General features: G+C 59.6%; 4 protein-coding genes and 1 tRNA gene. 4 read left to right on the forward strand and 1 reads right to left on the reverse strand.

Going from position 1 to position 19,935, the window contains the following annotated elements; genetic code table 11:
* Window positions 1-117: 117 nt before the first annotated feature.
* Complete coding sequence (locus LG374_RS09380) at window positions 118-16,179, forward strand: Ig-like domain-containing protein (RefSeq protein WP_225757447.1); 16,062 nt, start codon at window positions 118-120, stop codon at window positions 16,177-16,179.
* Window positions 16,180-16,311: 132 nt separating this feature from the next.
* On the opposite strand, the gene LG374_RS09385 is transcribed toward LG374_RS09380, so the two are convergent.
* A complete protein-coding gene (locus LG374_RS09385) occupies window positions 16,312-17,601 on the reverse strand; it encodes a leucine-rich repeat domain-containing protein (protein ID WP_225757448.1) in 1,290 nt (429 codons plus the stop codon).
* 201 nt (window positions 17,602-17,802) lie between these two features.
* Between LG374_RS09385 and LG374_RS09390 the strand changes: the two genes are divergently transcribed.
* The 3 genes from LG374_RS09390 to nusA all read left to right on the forward strand — a co-directional run bounded on the left by LG374_RS09390 (window position 17,803) and on the right by nusA (window position 19,923).
* Window positions 17,803-17,879, forward strand: a tRNA-Met gene (locus LG374_RS09390).
* A gap of 68 nt (window positions 17,880-17,947) precedes the next feature.
* Window positions 17,948-18,421, forward strand: coding sequence for a ribosome maturation factor RimP (rimP, locus tag LG374_RS09395; RefSeq protein ID WP_225757449.1), 474 nt, complete (start codon window positions 17,948-17,950; stop codon window positions 18,419-18,421).
* 11 nt (window positions 18,422-18,432) lie between these two features.
* On the forward strand, window positions 18,433-19,923 hold the full coding sequence (gene nusA / locus LG374_RS09400) for a transcription termination factor NusA (RefSeq protein WP_225757450.1): 1,491 nt from the start codon (window positions 18,433-18,435) through the stop codon (window positions 19,921-19,923).
* Window positions 19,924-19,935 lie beyond the last annotated feature (12 nt).

Consider the following 19,935-nt stretch of genomic DNA (forward strand, 5'->3'; position numbering starts at 1 on the left):
GCATCGTTTAAGGATGAAGGTCTGGCCGGAATTCAATCAGTCGAATCGCCTGAATCTCAGGGTAGAGATACCCGCCAAAGGGCAATCCCATACAGTTACGTATTTACGAGGTAAATCATGGCTAAACAAATCGTTCTGACACTCGCCAAGGTTAAAGGCAGCAGCAATAGTGCGGACATCGTCGATCAAGTCAACATCAACACCGCCAGCGGCAGCCCCGTACACATCCGAGCAGTGGATAACGTCTACTACCAGCTCACCGACCTCAGCACACAGTACGGGCCGGAAAACATCATGACGCAGCGCGTCGGCAATGATTTGTATATCGCGTTTGAAGGCGAGAGCATTGACAACCCCAGTCTGATTATCGACGGCTACTATAGCCTGAATCCGAACGGTAGCAAGAATCTGCTGGTTGGCCAACACGAAAACGGATCGTTCTATCCCTATATCCCGGAAAGCGCGCAGCAGGCTGATGCGGTGCACATGCTCGCCGATCACGTCGCCGCAGGACAGGCGCTTGGAGGTGAATCGCATTTTGCTGGTATTGTGCCGGTTGGTGCTAGTGGTGGAATAAGCCCATGGGCGATTCTTGGTGGTCTGGTCGCTATAGGGGGGTTAGCAGCTTTAGCCAGCCATAATAGTGATAGCAAGAATGATAATTCCGGCATCCAGCCGGCACCGCCGCCGCCGGTACCTAATCCGCCGAGTGATGACACTAATAACCCTAATAATCCTAATCAACCATCAAACGTTAATCCTGTTGCGAATGCTGATAAGGCGACAGGCGTGAAAGGACAGCCAGTTACGATTGATGTGTTGGCTAATGACACTGATCCGCAAGGTAAAGAAACGCTGAACGCCAAGAGTGTCACTATTTTGAATGCCAGTGGCCAAGGTGTAAAAACTTTGACGGTTGCCGGTGAAGGGACTTGGGTAGTTGGTGAAGACGGCAAGATTACCTTTACACCGGATGCGGGTTTTACCGGTAATCCGACACCAATTAAATATACCGTTGCTGATAAGGATGGTAATGTCAGTCAACCGGCAGAAGTAACACTAACTTATGAGGCTGCACCACAGCCAAATCCTAATCCCAACCCAAATCCTGGGCCGAATCCAAATCCTGGACCCACTCCTGGTCCGGGGAACGGCGTTGTTACCGTCAGCGGTGAACCACAAGTTGGGAAAACCCTGACCGCCAATATTAGCGATGTGGATGGTGTGCCTACCAGTGGTATTTCTTATCAATGGTTTGCTAGCGGAGTAGCCATCCCTGGTGCAACAGGTCCCACTTATACCATTAAGCCGGGTGATAAAGGCAAGAATCTCAGTGTACATGTTGAATACACAGATAATGCCGGTAATCAGGAAAGCACTAATAGCTCTCCGACTTTTGCTGTAACCGATGGTACGACTCCCCCGCAGGGCGCAACGCCTGTCGCTAACCCTGATAGTGTCACTGGTGTTCCAGGTCGCCCAGTAACAGTGGACGTTCTTGCTAACGATACTGATGCCGATGGTAAGAGCACTATTAATCCGGGAGGAGTGCGTTTAGTGGATGCTGCCGGAAATCGAGTACGTTCATTGACAGTTGCAGGCGAAGGTAAGTGGGAAGTTGATACTACGACCGGCAAAGTTACTTTTACTCCTGAGACAGGCTTTACCGGTAATCCAACCCCAGTTAAATACTCCATCACTGACGTTGATGGACACATCAGTCAGCCGGCTACCATCACCATTAATTACAATGGTGTATTCCCACCCGGAGCAGTCAAACCAGTGGCTGCTGACGATGCAGTATCTGCAACAGCAGGCCAGCCAGTTGAAGTGGATGTGCTGGCAAACGACAGCGACCCACAGGGCAACAACACCCTCGACAAGAGCAGCGTCAAACTGCTGGATACGAATAACCGTCCGGTGACCACCCTGACCGTTGCCGGCGAAGGCACCTGGGCAGTCAACCCCACCACCGGCAAAATCACCTTCACCCCGGCTGCGGGCTTCACTGGCAACCCGAAACCAGTCAAATACACCGTGGCCGACGTTGACGGCAACGTCAGCGATCCGGCGAGCGTGACCGTCACCTACGACGGCACCACCCCGCCGCCAACCAACGTCAAACCGGTGGCGGCTGACGACACGGGCAAAGGCACAGCAGGCCAGCCGGTTGAAGTGGACGTGCTTGCGAACGACAGCGACCCGCAGGGCAACCACACCCTCGACAAGAGCAGCGTCAAACTGCTGGATACGAATAACCGTCCGGTGACCACCCTGACCGTTGCCGGCGAAGGTACCTGGGCAGTCAACCCGACCACCGGCAAAATCACCTTTACCCCGGCTGCGGGCTTCACTGGTAACCCGAAACCGGTCAAATACACCGTGGCCGACGTTGACGGCAACGTCAGCGATCCGGCGAGCGTGACCGTCACCTACGACGGTACCACCCCGCCGCCGCCGGCGAACCACGCACCGACCCTAGAAGTCAGCGTGACCCTGCACCCAGAACAAGGACAGGCAACAGAAGGCCAACAAGTCGCGACCAGCCGTGGCGCTGACCAAGATGGCGACAGCCTGACCTACAGCCTGACCCCGAACAGCGACCCGAACGGCTACTACAGCATCGACCCGGCGACGGGCACCGTAAGCCTGACCGCCGCGGGCGCTGCGCACGTCAACGCGGGCGAAGACCTGCCGGCCGTATCCGTGACCGTCAGTGACGGCAAAGAAAGCGTGAACGCGAGCGGCAACGTGGACAAAACCATCGACACCCCGCAAGGCGAGGCGCCGAACGCCAACGACGACAACCTGGACGGCCTCAAAATAGGGGCAACCGCGACGATCAACGTCCTGACGAACGACCGGGATGCCCAGGGCGACATTGACCCGACGACCGTACAACTCCTGGACGGCAGCGGCAACAAAGTGAAGACCCTGGAAGTGAGCGGCGAAGGCACCTGGAAGGTTGCCAACGATGGCACCGTGACCTTCAGCCCGGCTGCTGGCTTTACTGGCAGCCCGACACCGGTCAAATACACCGTAAGCGACAAAGCGGGCCACGAAAGCCAGCCGGCGACCATCACCCTGACCTACGAAAGCGCAGCCGCTGACCCGGCGAAACCCGTCCTGGAAAAAGGCACGGGGGCAGAACAGGGCGGCGTGACCGTCACCCCGGGGGCGAACACCGACAAAGTCGACATCACCTACACCGACGAAGACGACAAAGCGCAGACCATCACCGTGAGCAAAGGCCCGGCGGGCCAATGGCTGGCGACGGGCGTGCCGGAGAACCAGGGCATCACCGTGGATGCCGCCACGGGTGCCGTCAAACTGCCGCCGGATGCGGTGAAAGACAACAGCCCGGTCCAAGCCGTGGCGCACAACGGTGGTAACCCGACGACGGCGAGCGAACAAATAACGTCCGATAACGACGGCATCACCCCGCCGCCGCCGGCGAACCACGCACCGACCCTAGAAGTCAGCGTGACCCTGCACCCAGAACAAGGACAGGCAACAGAAGGCCAACAAGTCGCGACCAGCCGTGGCGCTGACCAAGATGGCGACAGCCTGACCTACAGCCTGACCCCGAACAGCGACCCGAACGGCTACTACAGCATCGACCCGGCGACGGGCACCGTAAGCCTGACCGCCGCGGGCGCTGCGCACGTCAACGCGGGCGAAGACCTGCCGGCCGTATCCGTGACCGTCAGTGACGGCAAAGAAAGCGTGAACGCGAGCGGCAACGTGGACAAAACCATCGACACCCCGCAAGGCGAGGCGCCGAACGCCAACGACGACAACCTGGACGGCCTCAAAATAGGGGCAACCGCGACGATCAACGTCCTGACGAACGACCGGGATGCCCAGGGCGACATTGACCCGACGACCGTACAACTCCTGGACGGCAGCGGCAACAAAGTGAAGACCCTGGAAGTGAGCGGCGAAGGCACCTGGAAGGTTGCCAACGATGGCACCGTAACCTTCAGCCCGGCTGCTGGCTTTACTGGCAGCCCGACACCGGTCAAATACACCGTAAGCGACAAAGCGGGCCACGAAAGCCAGCCGGCGACCATCACCCTGACCTACGAAAGCGCAGCCGCTGACCCGGCGAAACCCGTCCTGGAAAAAGGCACGGGGGCAGAACAGGGCGGCGTGACCGTCACCCCGGGGGCGAACACCGACAAAGTCGACATCACCTACACCGACGAAGACGACAAAGCGCAGACCATCACCGTGAGCAAAGGCCCGGCGGGCCAATGGCTGGCGACGGGCGTGCCGGAGAACCAGGGCATCACCGTGGATGCCGCCACGGGTGCCGTCAAACTGCCGCCGGATGCGGTGAAAGACAACAGCCCGGTCCAAGCCGTGGCGCACAACGGTGGTAACCCGACGACGGCGAGCGAACAAATAACGTCCGATAACGACGGCATCACCCCGCCGCCGCCGGCGAACCACGCACCGACCCTAGAAGTCAGCGTGACCCTGCACCCAGAACAAGGACAGGCAACAGAAGGCCAACAAGTCGCGACCAGCCGTGGCGCTGACCAAGATGGCGACAGCCTGACCTACAGCCTGACCCCGAACAGCGACCCGAACGGCTACTACAGCATCGACCCGGCGACGGGCACCGTAAGCCTGACCGCCGCGGGCGCTGCGCACGTCAACGCGGGCGAAGACCTGCCGGCCGTATCCGTGACCGTCAGTGACGGCAAAGAAAGCGTGAACGCGAGCGGCAACGTGGACAAAACCATCGACACCCCGCAAGGCGAGGCGCCGAACGCCAACGACGACAACCTGGACGGCCTCAAAATAGGGGCAACCGCGACGATCAACGTCCTGACGAACGACCGGGATGCCCAGGGCGACATTGACCCGACGACCGTACAACTCCTGGACGGCAGCGGCAACAAAGTGAAGACCCTGGAAGTGAGCGGCGAAGGCACCTGGAAGGTTGCCAACGATGGCACCGTGACCTTCAGCCCGGCTGCTGGCTTTACTGGCAGCCCGACACCGGTCAAATACACCGTAAGCGACAAAGCGGGCCACGAAAGCCAGCCGGCGACCATCACCCTGACCTACGAAAGCGCAGCCGCTGACCCGGCGAAACCCGTCCTGGAAAAAGGCACGGGGGCAGAACAAGGCGGCGTGACCGTCACCCCGGGGGCGAACACCGACAAAGTCGACATCACCTACACCGACGAAGACGACAAAGCGCAGACCATCACCGTGAGCAAAGGCCCGGCGGGCCAATGGCTGGCGACGGGCGTGCCGGAGAACCAGGGCATCACCGTGGATGCCGCCACGGGTGCCGTCAAACTGCCGCCGGATGCGGTGAAAGACAACAGCCCGGTCCAAGCCGTGGCGCACAACGGTGGTAACCCGACGACGGCGAGCGAACAAATAACGTCCGATAACGACGGCATCACCCCGCCGCCGCCGGCGAACCACGCACCGACCCTAGAAGTCAGCGTGACCCTGCACCCAGAACAAGGACAGGCAACAGAAGGCCAACAAGTCGCGACCAGCCGTGGCGCTGACCAAGATGGCGACAGCCTGACCTACAGCCTGACCCCGAACAGCGACCCGAACGGCTACTACAGCATCGACCCGGCGACGGGCACCGTAAGCCTGACCGCCGCGGGCGCTGCGCACGTCAACGCGGGCGAAGACCTGCCGGCCGTATCCGTGACCGTCAGTGACGGCAAAGAAAGCGTGAACGCGAGCGGCAACGTGGACAAAACCATCGACACCCCGCAAGGCGAGGCGCCGAACGCCAACGACGACAACCTGGACGGCCTCAAAATAGGGGCAACCGCGACGATCAACGTCCTGACGAACGACCGGGATGCCCAGGGCGACATTGACCCGACGACCGTACAACTCCTGGACGGCAGCGGCAACAAAGTGAAGACCCTGGAAGTGAGCGGCGAAGGCACCTGGAAGGTTGCCAACGATGGCACCGTGACCTTCAGCCCGGCTGCTGGCTTTACTGGCAGCCCGACACCGGTCAAATACACCGTAAGCGACAAAGCGGGCCACGAAAGCCAGCCGGCGACCATCACCCTGACCTACGAAAGCGCAGCCGCTGACCCGGCGAAACCCGTCCTGGAAAAAGGCACGGGGGCAGAACAGGGCGGCGTGACCGTCACCCCGGGGGCGAACACCGACAAAGTCGACATCACCTACACCGACGAAGACGACAAAGCGCAGACCATCACCGTGAGCAAAGGCCCGGCGGGCCAATGGCTGGCGACGGGCGTGCCGGAGAACCAGGGCATCACCGTGGATGCCGCCACGGGTGCCGTCAAACTGCCGCCGGATGCGGTGAAAGACAACAGCCCGGTCCAAGCCGTGGCGCACAACGGTGGTAACCCGACGACGGCGAGCGAACAAATAACGTCCGATAACGACGGCATCACCCCGCCGCCGCCGGCGAACCACGCACCGACCCTAGAAGTCAGCGTGACCCTGCACCCAGAACAAGGACAGGCAACAGAAGGCCAACAAGTCGCGACCAGCCGTGGCGCTGACCAAGATGGCGACAGCCTGACCTACAGCCTGACCCCGAACAGCGACCCGAACGGCTACTACAGCATCGACCCGGCGACGGGCACCGTAAGCCTGACCGCCGCGGGCGCTGCGCACGTCAACGCGGGCGAAGACCTGCCGGCCGTATCCGTGACCGTCAGTGACGGCAAAGAAAGCGTGAACGCGAGCGGCAACGTGGACAAAACCATCGACACCCCGCAAGGCGAGGCGCCGAACGCCAACGACGACAACCTGGACGGCCTCAAAATAGGGGCAACCGCGACGATCAACGTCCTGACGAACGACCGGGATGCCCAGGGCGACATTGACCCGACGACCGTACAACTCCTGGACGGCAGCGGCAACAAAGTGAAGACCCTGGAAGTGAGCGGCGAAGGCACCTGGAAGGTTGCCAACGATGGCACCGTGACCTTCAGCCCGGCTGCTGGCTTTACTGGCAGCCCGACACCGGTCAAATACACCGTAAGCGACAAAGCGGGCCACGAAAGCCAGCCGGCGACCATCACCCTGACCTACGAAAGCGCAGCCGCTGACCCGGCGAAACCCGTCCTGGAAAAAGGCACGGGGGCAGAACAGGGCGGCGTGACCGTCACCCCGGGGGCGAACACCGACAAAGTCGACATCACCTACACCGACGAAGACGACAAAGCGCAGACCATCACCGTGAGCAAAGGCCCGGCGGGCCAATGGCTGGCGACGGGCGTGCCGGAGAACCAGGGCATCACCGTGGATGCCGCCACGGGTGCCGTCAAACTGCCGCCGGATGCGGTGAAAGACAACAGCCCGGTCCAAGCCGTGGCGCACAACGGTGGTAACCCGACGACGGCGAGCGAACAAATAACGTCCGATAACGACGGCATCACCCCGCCGCCGCCGGCGAACCACGCACCGACCCTAGAAGTCAGCGTGACCCTGCACCCAGAACAAGGACAGGCAACAGAAGGCCAACAAGTCGCGACCAGCCGTGGCGCTGACCAAGATGGCGACAGCCTGACCTACAGCCTGACCCCGAACAGCGACCCGAACGGCTACTACAGCATCGACCCGGCGACGGGCACCGTAAGCCTGACCGCCGCGGGCGCTGCGCACGTCAACGCGGGCGAAGACCTGCCGGCCGTATCCGTGACCGTCAGTGACGGCAAAGAAAGCGTGAACGCGAGCGGCAACGTGGACAAAACCATCGACACCCCGCAAGGCGAGGCGCCGAACGCCAACGACGACAACCTGGACGGCCTCAAAATAGGGGCAACCGCGACGATCAACGTCCTGACGAACGACCGGGATGCCCAGGGCGACATTGACCCGACGACCGTACAACTCCTGGACGGCAGCGGCAACAAAGTGAAGACCCTGGAAGTGAGCGGCGAAGGCACCTGGAAGGTTGCCAACGATGGCACCGTAACCTTCAGCCCGGCTGCTGGCTTTACTGGCAGCCCGACACCGGTCAAATACACCGTAAGCGACAAAGCGGGCCACGAAAGCCAGCCGGCGACCATCACCCTGACCTACGAAAGCGCAGCCGCTGACCCGGCGAAACCCGTCCTGGAAAAAGGCACGGGGGCAGAACAGGGCGGCGTGACCGTCACCCCGGGGGCGAACACCGACAAAGTCGACATCACCTACACCGACGAAGACGACAAAGCGCAGACCATCACCGTGAGCAAAGGCCCGGCGGGCCAATGGCTGGCGACGGGCGTGCCGGAGAACCAGGGCATCACCGTGGATGCCGCCACGGGTGCCGTCAAACTGCCGCCGGATGCGGTGAAAGACAACAGCCCGGTCCAAGCCGTGGCGCACAACGGTGGTAACCCGACGACGGCGAGCGAACAAATAACGTCCGATAACGACGGCATCACCCCGCCGCCGCCGGCGAACCACGCACCGACCCTAGAAGTCAGCGTGACCCTGCACCCAGAACAAGGACAGGCAACAGAAGGCCAACAAGTCGCGACCAGCCGTGGCGCTGACCAAGATGGCGACAGCCTGACCTACAGCCTGACCCCGAACAGCGACCCGAACGGCTACTACAGCATCGACCCGGCGACGGGCACCGTAAGCCTGACCGCCGCGGGCGCTGCGCACGTCAACGCGGGCGAAGACCTGCCGGCCGTATCCGTGACCGTCAGTGACGGCAAAGAAAGCGTGAACGCGAGCGGCAACGTGGACAAAACCATCGACACCCCGCAAGGCGAGGCGCCGAACGCCAACGACGACAACCTGGACGGCCTCAAAATAGGGGCAACCGCGACGATCAACGTCCTGACGAACGACCGGGATGCCCAGGGCGACATTGACCCGACGACCGTACAACTCCTGGACGGCAGCGGCAACAAAGTGAAGACCCTGGAAGTGAGCGGCGAAGGCACCTGGAAGGTTGCCAACGATGGCACCGTGACCTTCAGCCCGGCTGCTGGCTTTACTGGCAGCCCGACACCGGTCAAATACACCGTAAGCGACAAAGCGGGCCACGAAAGCCAGCCGGCGACCATCACCCTGACCTACGAAAGCGCAGCCGCTGACCCGGCGAAACCCGTCCTGGAAAAAGGCACGGGGGCAGAACAAGGCGGCGTGACCGTCACCCCGGGGGCGAACACCGACAAAGTCGACATCACCTACACCGACGAAGACGACAAAGCGCAGACCATCACCGTGAGCAAAGGCCCGGCGGGCCAATGGCTGGCGACGGGCGTGCCGGAGAACCAGGGCATCACCGTGGATGCCGCCACGGGTGCCGTCAAACTGCCGCCGGATGCGGTGAAAGACAACAGCCCGGTCCAAGCCGTGGCGCACAACGGTGGTAACCCGACGACGGCGAGCGAACAAATAACGTCCGATAACGACGGCATCACCCCGCCGCCGCCGGCGAACCACGCACCGACCCTAGAAGTCAGCGTGACCCTGCACCCAGAACAAGGACAGGCAACAGAAGGCCAACAAGTCGCGACCAGCCGTGGCGCTGACCAAGATGGCGACAGCCTGACCTACAGCCTGACCCCGAACAGCGACCCGAACGGCTACTACAGCATCGACCCGGCGACGGGCACCGTAAGCCTGACCGCCGCGGGCGCTGCGCACGTCAACGCGGGCGAAGACCTGCCGGCCGTATCCGTGACCGTCAGTGACGGCAAAGAAAGCGTGAACGCGAGCGGCAACGTGGACAAAACCATCGACACCCCGCAAGGCGAGGCGCCGAACGCCAACGACGACAACCTGGACGGCCTCAAAATAGGGGCAACCGCGACGATCAACGTCCTGACGAACGACCGGGATGCCCAGGGCGACATTGACCCGACGACCGTACAACTCCTGGACGGCAGCGGCAACAAAGTGAAGACCCTGGAAGTGAGCGGCGAAGGCACCTGGAAGGTTGCCAACGATGGCACCGTGACCTTCAGCCCGGCTGCTGGCTTTACTGGCAGCCCGACACCGGTCAAATACACCGTAAGCGACAAAGCGGGCCACGAAAGCCAGCCGGCGACCATCACCCTGACCTACGAAAGCGCAGCCGCTGACCCGGCGAAACCCGTCCTGGAAAAAGGCACGGGGGCAGAACAGGGCGGCGTGACCGTCACCCCGGGGGCGAACACCGACAAAGTCGACATCACCTACACCGACGAAGACGACAAAGCGCAGACCATCACCGTGAGCAAAGGCCCGGCGGGCCAATGGCTGGCGACGGGCGTGCCGGAGAACCAGGGCATCACCGTGGATGCCGCCACGGGTGCCGTCAAACTGCCGCCGGATGCGGTGAAAGACAACAGCCCGGTCCAAGCCGTGGCGCACAACGGTGGTAACCCGACGACGGCGAGCGAACAAATAACGTCCGATAACGACGGCATCACCCCGCCGCCGCCGGCGAACCACGCACCGACCCTAGAAGTCAGCGTGACCCTGCACCCAGAACAAGGACAGGCAACAGAAGGCCAACAAGTCGCGACCAGCCGTGGCGCTGACCAAGATGGCGACAGCCTGACCTACAGCCTGACCCCGAACAGCGACCCGAACGGCTACTACAGCATCGACCCGGCGACGGGCACCGTAAGCCTGACCGCCGCGGGCGCTGCGCACGTCAACGCGGGCGAAGACCTGCCGGCCGTATCCGTGACCGTCAGTGACGGCAAAGAAAGCGTGAACGCGAGCGGCAACGTGGACAAAACCATCGACACCCCGCAAGGCGAGGCGCCGAACGCCAACGACGACAACCTGGACGGCCTCAAAATAGGGGCAACCGCGACGATCAACGTCCTGACGAACGACCGGGATGCCCAGGGCGACATTGACCCGACGACCGTACAACTCCTGGACGGCAGCGGCAACAAAGTGAAGACCCTGGAAGTGAGCGGCGAAGGCACCTGGAAGGTTGCCAACGATGGCACCGTGACCTTCAGCCCGGCTGCTGGCTTTACTGGCAGCCCGACACCGGTCAAATACACCGTAAGCGACAAAGCGGGCCACGAAAGCCAGCCGGCGACCATCACCCTGACCTACGAAAGCGCAGCCGCTGACCCGGCGAAACCCGTCCTGGACAAAGGCACGGGGGCAGAACAAGGCGGCGTGACCGTCACCCCGGGGGCGAACACCGACAAAGTCGACATCACCTACACCGACGAAGACGACAAAGCGCAGACCATCACCGTGAGCAAAGGCCCGGCGGGCCAATGGCTGGCGACGGGCGTGCCGGAGAACCAGGGCATCACCGTGGATGCCGCCACGGGTGCCGTCAAACTGCCGCCGGATGCGGTGAAAGACAACAGCCCGGTCCAAGCCGTGGCGCACAACGGTGGTAACCCGACGACGGCGAGCGAACAAATAACGTCCGATAACGACGGCATCACCCCGCCGCCGCCGGCGAACCACGCACCGACCCTAGAAGTCAGCGTGACCCTGCACCCAGAACAAGGACAGGCAACAGAAGGCCAACAAGTCGCGACCAGCCGTGGCGCTGACCAAGATGGCGACAGCCTGACCTACAGCCTGACCCCGAACAGCGACCCGAACGGCTACTACAGCATCGACCCGGCGACGGGCACCGTAAGCCTGACCGCCGCGGGCGCTGCGCACGTCAACGCGGGCGAAGACCTGCCGGCCGTATCCGTGACCGTCAGTGACGGCAAAGAAAGCGTGAACGCGAGCGGCAACGTGGACAAAACCATCGACACCCCGCAAGGCGAGGCGCCGAACGCCAACGACGACAACCTGGACGGCCTCAAAATAGGGGCAACCGCGACGATCAACGTCCTGACGAACGACCGGGATGCCCAGGGCGACATTGACCCGACGACCGTACAACTCCTGGACGGCAGCGGCAACAAAGTGAAGACCCTGGAAGTGAGCGGCGAAGGCACCTGGAAGGTTGCCAACGATGGCACCGTAACCTTCAGCCCGGCTGCTGGCTTTACTGGCAGCCCGACACCGGTCAAATACACCGTAAGCGACAAAGCGGGCCACGAAAGCCAGCCGGGTACGATCACGGTGACCTACGACAATGTGACGCCGCCGCAGCCGCAGAAGATAGACCCGCCGACGGTGGCAGCAGATCCGGCACACCAAGGTGGCATGATCGTGACGCCGGTGGACAAGGCGACGACCCTGACGGTGAACTACACCGACGAGAAAGACCAGGCGCAGACCATCACCGTAGTCAAAGATCCGCAAACGGGCGAATGGAAACCGGAAGGCAAGTTGCCGAGCGATGACATCAAAGTTGATCCTGCGACGGGCAAAGTCACCCTGCCGCCGGACGAAGTCAAAGACGGCAGCACCGTGGTTGCGAAGAACGGCGACGGCACCCTGACGAGTGACGAAAAGAGCGGCATAGCACCGAACGATGATGGCAATACGCCGAGCGAAGTCGAGGTAGCGAGCATCACCGGTGACAAGGCAGTGGAAGGCACGGCTCTCACTTACGACGTCACGCTGAACAAAGCGCCGACCGCCGATACCGAAATCACCCTCAAGTTGGCGAACGGTAGTGGCGATGTGGCGACTGACCTTGGCAAAGAAATCGAAGTGAGCGTTGACGGTGGCAACACCTGGACGAAAGTCACGCCAGACGCCGACGGCAACTTCAAAGTCACCGTACCGGCGGGCAGCACGAACGGCATCAAAGTTCAGGTGCCGACGGTTGATGACACGGCAGTGGAAGGTGACGAAACCATCCGCCTCGAGGGCAAGGCAGCCAAACAAGCTGATACCGTCGTCGGCGAAGGCACGATCGTTGACAACGACGTGACCGGTCGCGAACCACCGGCGCCAACTGTGGCCCAAGACCCGGATCACAAAGGCGGCATGGTAATCACCCCGACCGACGGGGCGGACAAACTGGAGGTCAAATACACCGACGAAAGCGACCAGCCGCAGACCATCACCGTGGTCAAAGACCCGGCGACGGGCGAATGGAAGCCGGAAGGCCAGCTGCCGAGCAAAGACATCACCGTTGATCCGGCGACGGGCAAAGTGACCCTGCCGCCGAAAGACGTCAAAGACGGCTCGGATGTGACAGCGACTAACAACGTCGGCCCTGACAGCAGCGTCCCGGCGCACGGCAAGGCTGATAGCAACGACGTCAATCCGAACCCGCCGCAGCCAAACGAGCCGGTCGTTACCATCAGTGGCAGCGACAAAGTCAACGAAGGCGAAACGGCGACCTACACCGTCAAGCTGGACAAACCGGCGGACAAAGACGTCACCGTCACCGTCACCCTGACGCACAAAGGTACAGAAGACGCCGACTTCACCACGGCACCGGATGCGACCAAGACCCTGACCATCAAGGCGGGCGAAACCGAGGCGAAAATCACCCTGGAAGCAGCCAAAGACGGCAAGTTTGAAGGGGCGGAACACTACAACCTCAGCATCAGCAACCCGCAGGGAGCCCAACTGGGTACAGAAACCAGCGTTGATACCCAAATCGTTGATGGCGATACCCCGCCGCCGCCGGCTGTGGCCCAAGACCCGGATCACAAAGGCGGCATGGTAATCACCCCGGCCGACAAGGCGGACAAACTGGAGGTCAAATACACCGACGAAAGCGACCAGCCGCAGACCATCACCGTGGTCAAAGACCCGACGACGGGCGAATGGAAGCCGGAAGGTACCCTGCCGCACAAAGACATCACCGTCGATCCGAAAACGGGCAAAGTGACCCTGCCGCCGGATGCGGTGAAAGACCAGAGCGACGTCATTGCCGAAAACAGCGGCGGTGGCAAGACCTCGGAAGGCAAAGGCACCGCCGGTGAAGACGATGCGAACCAACCGCAGCCGGTCGAGCCGAAAGTCAGCATCAGCGGCGACGAAAACGTCACCGAGGGTGAAAGCGCGACCTACAAAGTCACGCTGGATAAGCCAGCAGACAAAGACATCACCGTCACCGTCACCCTGAAACACGGCGAGACCAGCGATGCCGACTTCAGCCCGGCACCGGAAATCAACAAAACGCTGACCATACCGGCGGGCAAAACCGAAGTAGAGTTCAAGCTGAACACCGTGGATGACAAACAGGCCGAAGGCAAAGAAACCTACAGCCTGACCCTGAGCGAGCCGAAAGGGGCGCAACTGGGCGACCACACCAGCGTGACGACGGCGATCAACGACGCGACCACCCCGCCGCCTGCAACACCGCAAGTGAAGAGCGTGAGTTCGCCGCAGGCGGAAGAAGGCAAGGCGCTGGTCTACGAAGTAGCGCTGGATGCCCCGCAGGCAGACACCCCGGTGGAACTGACCCTGAAAAACGGCACGGCGACCCTGGGTACCGACACCGGCAAACCGGTAGAAATAAGCACCGACGGCGGCAACACCTGGACAGAAGTCACCCCGGGCAGCGACGGTAAATTCAGTGCGACCGTCCCGGCGGGTAGCGACAAAGGCGTACAAGTCAAAGTGCCGACGGTGACCGATACCGACACCGAAGGCGACGAAACCCTGACGCTGGATGCCGCAGCAGCGGATCAAACCACTCCGGCCACAGGCACTGGCACCATCACCGATGTGCCGCCGGTTGCTCCGCAAGCGCCGAATGTTGCCGCAGGAACCGAACAAGGCAGCGTCACCGTGACCCCGTCGACCGGTGCGGACAAACTGACCATCACCTACAAAGACGAAGGCAAGGCAGACCATGAAGTCGTGGTGAACAAAGACCCGGCCAGTGGCGAATGGAAAGGCACCGACCTGCCGGATGGCGTTACCGTAGATGCCAAGACAGGTGTTGTCACCATCGCGGCGAAAGCCGTGCTGGATAACAGCGAAGTCAAGGCTGTGGCCGCGACCGGTACACTCAGCAGCGACGCAGGTAGTGGTACTGCCGGTGAAGATGCCGTCAATAATATGACCGGCAACGCAACCAGCGAAGCCATTGCAGCGGATAAAGTCGGTCTGAGCGGTGAGTATTACGGCTACAATGACAATGGTATTGACCGCTTGGTGCAAAACAATCCAAAAGTCGCCGCTAATGTCCGTTATCACGCTGATGACAAAAAATCCGGTGTCAATATGCCAGGTTTCCCCGCAAATAACCTGTATGATCTTGATTTCACCGAGAAGATGATCAACGGGCGTAATGGCAGCAAGGTTACTGGCGAGATCAAATCTGCAGCCGAAGGCACCCCAGATGCACGCTTCACCGTTACCGATATCAATTATGGTGGTAAAGCAGCGGTGTCCAGCGGTCTCGCCAACAACGAGAAAACCGCTGTGGGTCAAGGCTTAAGCCAAAGCAGTGCACTGCGCAACTTCCTTGACGTCAATGGCGCGGAAGATGCTGATTCCGCCAGAGTCGAAGCGGGCGCGCCATATAATGGTACTTCTGGCCTCGGCTATACCACTGATGCTGCCGTACGGATCGTGGGCCACGTCTATTTCGGTGAAGGCACCTACGACTTCAAGTTTGCACTTGATAACGGAGCAACAGTTCGTATTGATGGCAAAGATATCTACAAAGATTTCTCCATCAGCGAGGCCGATACGCTTGGCAAGCACCCGAATGGTATCCACCTGACTGAAGGTGTACATAGCGTGGAAATTATCTATCTTGAAGAAGGTTCGGTTTCCACCCTGCATATGCAATACAAAGCGCATGGTGCAGCGGATAGCACCTATCAGACTTTGGGGCTGGATAACAATCTCATGCTCAAACCAGAAGCCAGTCTGGATCTAAACCAGTTGCAAGACGTGCACAATACCGGCACGGCAAACAACCCGGCATGGCACGTCCGCACCGGCGCAACGCTGGACGGTAGTGAAGGCAAAGACGATATCACCGGATCCGAAGGTCGCGACTTCATCTATGGCCACGACGGCAACGACAGCCTGACTGGTGGTAAGGGCGGCGATACCTTCATCTACAATACGAAGGCAGCGAATGGCCACGATGTCATCAAGGACTTCAAAATTGGCGAAGACAAAATCTCGCTCACCGATCTATTGGATACCAAGAGCATTGACGCCAAAGCGCCGGGCTGGAAAGGCCTATCGGAAATCCAGAACGCCCAGTGGGACGACAGCGCACACAAACTCAGCTTCGACACCACCGATGGCGTGAAAACCTACCACAACAGCATCACCTTTGAGGGCATGACCCAAAGCTATCACAGCGTGGACGACTTCCTCAGGGAAAATGGCAACGGCATCATCTGATGCGTGCCAGTGGTACAACGACCAAAGCCACCCGTAAGGGTGGCTTTTTTATGGTTGACAGGTTTGCATACAACAAAAAAGCCTCTCCCTGGGGAAGAGGCTTTTATCGCGTATGAAGGTTTTCGGTTAGGGTTATTTGAAATAGCCCGCCATGACTGCGTTACTTTCGATGCGGTTGGCTAGTGCCAGCGGGACTTTCATGCGCGTATTGCGTACATCAAGGATGCATAAATGAGTGAGGTTGGCGATAAATTTTGGCAGGAAGGGGATCTGATTGCCGGAGAGGTTGAGGGTGGTCAGTTTATCGAGTTTGGCCACGCTGTCCGGCAGAGAGCCCAGATCGTTGTTGCTGACGTCGAGAATCTCCAGTTCGCTCAGGTAGCCAATATGCATCGGCAGCATGGTCAGTTCATTGTGTGCCAGATGCAGATTAGTCAAGCGGCTGAAATTGCAGACGAAGTCCGGCAGGGTCATCAGGTTGTTGTGCGAGAGATCAAGGGTACTCAGGCGTAGCAGATGGCTGGTTTGCTCCGGCAGACGGGTCAGTTTGTTATGCGCCAGCGAGAGGCAGCTCAGTCGTTGCAGGTTGCCGATAGATTCCGGCAAGGAAGTCAGGCGGTTGTTGTGTGCGTCAAGGACGTCGAGATTTTCTAAGGCGCCAATGCTTTCCGGAAGGGTAGTAAGCAGGTTACCGCCGATATCCAGGTGATGCAGTTGGTGCAGGTTGCTGATGGATTCCGGCAGGGTGCCAAGCTGGTTGCCGTGAAGTTCGAGCTCGGTCAGGTTGGTGAGTTCGCCGATGAAATCTGGCAGTTGTTTGAGCGGGTTGGCGGAAAGGTTGAGGTGAGTGAGGCGCGTCAACTTGCCGAGGAAGGCGGGTAATTCTTCCAGCTGGTTGCGCGCAAGGTTGAGCTTGGTCAGGTTAGTGAAATTGCTGAGGTAATGCGGCACACGTTCCAAGCGATTATCACCGATGTCCAGTTCGGTGATTTGGGTAAAGCCGGCCAGGGTTTCCGGCAGGCGGGTCAGCCGGTTGTAGCCGAATTCGAGTTTGCTGAGACGGGTAAGGTTTTTCAGGCTATTCGGTAACGCTTCGAGCCGATTCCATTTGAGATCAAGCCGTTTCAGTAGGGTGAGGTTGCCAATGGATTCAGGCAGTGTTTCCAGTTCGTTACCGCGCAGATCGAGTTCGGTCAGATGTATCAGATCGCCAATATTGTCAGGCAGGCTTTGTAAACGGCGAAATGAAAGATCCAGGCGCCCTAATCCGGCAAGTTCTTCGGCATCACGTGGGATGCGGTCTTCACCGATGTTATTTTCTTCCGCCCAGTTGATGATCTCATTGAAGCCTTCCTGTTCTTCATCATCCGGAACGTCATGCCCAGAGAGGCGACGTAAGCCGTTGATTATTCTTCTAATCATGAAAGTTTCCTTGTGTAGAAAAGAGTATGTAACTTTTTTATGGCGTCATTGTAACAATGCCTGTCGCCAAGTTAAATTCAAATACTGTGCCGGAGTTATATATTTATCGTTAAGTCAATGGATTATGTTTTTTGTGGCCATCGTTTTTATGGTGATACTTGCAAGCGGAGCGCTTTTCTCTATAATGGCGCCCCTGTCAGATGCGGGGTGGAGCAGTCTGGTAGCTCGTCGGGCTCATAACCCGAAGGTCGTTGGTTCAAATCCAGCCCCCGCTTCCAAACCGGATTTTTTATCAGGCCCTTTTTTAAGGGCTTTTTTGTTGTATGCGTTTTCATAAGGGGGCGGTATGTCGCGCGAGGAGAAGGTTACGGAGCTGCTAAAACCCGTGGTGGAATCCATGGGTTTTGCGTGGGTGGGGGTGGAATATCACCATAATTCGGTCAATTCGATTTTGCGCATTTATGTGGACCGGCCAGAAGGCGGTATTGATATGGACGGTGTCGTGGCGGTCACGGAAGCGGTGAATCCAATTCTGGATGTAGAAGACCCGATTAATGCGCCATACACGCTGGAAGTGTCGTCGCCCGGTTTGGACCGCCCGCTTTTTGCGTTTGCCGATTTTGTCCGCTTTACCGGGCAGACGGTGAAGCTGAATCTGCACACCCCGCTTGGTAAACGCCGCCGTTTTGAGGGGGTAATTGCTGCGACCGATGAAGCAGTGCAGCGCATCACTTTGCAGATACCAAACGGCAAGGAAACGGAAACGGTGGAAATTGATTTTGCCAATGTGGATAAGGCGCGCTTGGTACCTGTTTTTTGAAGGAGAACATCATGTCCAGAGAATTATTGAACATCGTGGAAGCGGTGGCGAACGAAAAGGAAGTTGATCGCAGCGTCATTATTGAAGCGCTGGAAGCAGCGTTAGCGGCAGCGACGCGCAAACGTTATCCCGATGAGGAAATTGACGCCAAGGTGGTGATTGATCCGCGCAGCGGCGAATACAAGAGTTTTCGTGTGTGGACGATTGTTGATGACGAAGCGATTTTGGAAAATCCCGATGCCGAAATGCGCGAGAGCGTCGCCACTATCGAATATCCTGAACAGAATCTGCATGTTGGGGATGTGCTAGAAATCCCGATTGAGAATGAACCCTTTGGCCGCATTAGTGCGCAGCAGGCGAAGCAAATCATCATTCAGAAACTGCGTGAGGCGGAGCGGCGCAAAGTCTATGACCGCTTTATCGCTGAGGAAGGAACGCTGGTGCACGGCATCGTCCGTCGCCACGAACGTGGCAATGTCATCGTGGATGTGAACGGCGTCGAAGCGACTATCCTGCGTGACGGCATGATCCCGCGTGAAAACCTGCGTGTGGGCGACCGCATTCGTGGTTATCTCGCCAAGGTCAATCTGGAAATGCGCGGGCCGCAGCTGGAAGTCAGCCGCGTTGCCCCGGAAATGCTGAAAGCGCTTTTTACCCTGGAAGTGCCGGAAATCGGCACCGGCATCATCGAAATCATGGGTGTGGCGCGAGATCCCGGCCTGCGTGCCAAAATTGCCGTGCGCACCTTTGACCCGCGCGTGGATCCGGTTGGTGCCTGCGTCGGTATTCGTGGCTCACGTGTGCAGGGCGTGATGAACGAATTGGCGGGCGAGCGTATCGATATCGTGCTGTGGGATGACGATCCGGAGACCTTCGTGCGCAAAGCGATGGCGCCGGCGCAAATCACTGCAACAGCCGCTGATGAAGTGCGCAAAAGTATCGACATCGCCGTACCGGAAAATAAGCTGCCGCAGGCTGTTGGGCGTGGCGGACAAAACGTGCGTCTCGCCAGTGAACTGACTGGCTGGACCATCAACGTGCTGAGCGAAGCCGAATTCCAGGCACGGCAGGAAGCGGCGCAAGATGCGCAAGAGCGCGAGCTGGCCGCTGCACTGGATGTGGATGACGATATCGCCGATATTCTCATCGAAGCTGGTTACAACACGGCGGAAGCCGTCGCCTCGGCCGAACGTGAAGAACTGCTTGCTATCGAAGACTTCGACGAAGAAACCGTTGATGCGTTGATCGAGCGCGCTGCCGATCACCTGCTGCAACAAGCTTTCGTCGAAGAAGTCAAGCCGGAGGAAGAAATGCAGCTGCCGCTTGACAGCGTGGAAGGTCTGGATGAAAGCGTCATCGCTATCTTGCAGGAAAAAGGCCTGCATACCCAGGAAGACTTGGCGGAGCTGTCGGTGGATGAGCTCATGACCTACACCGGCATGAACCAGGAACAGGCCTCAGCGCTCATACTCAAAGCGCGCGAACCATGGTTTCGTGGATAAACACGAGGAACA

It is taken from the genome of Cardiobacterium sp. Marseille-Q4385, assembly GCF_916618745.1.
Lineage (GTDB): Bacteria > Pseudomonadota > Gammaproteobacteria > Cardiobacteriales > Cardiobacteriaceae > Cardiobacterium.

Bases quoted from the DNA above. Each gene is read 5' to 3' on its own strand.
- LG374_RS09380 (WP_225757447.1), top strand. From the start codon at position 118: ATGGCTAAACAAATCGTTCTGACACTCGCCAAGGTTAAAGGCAGCAGC.
- LG374_RS09385 (WP_225757448.1), bottom strand. From the start codon at position 17,601: ATGATTAGAAGAATAATCAACGGCTTACGTCGCCTCTCTGGGCATGAC.
- rimP (WP_225757449.1), top strand. From the start codon at position 17,948: ATGTCGCGCGAGGAGAAGGTTACGGAGCTGCTAAAACCCGTGGTGGAA.
- nusA (WP_225757450.1), top strand. From the start codon at position 18,433: ATGTCCAGAGAATTATTGAACATCGTGGAAGCGGTGGCGAACGAAAAG.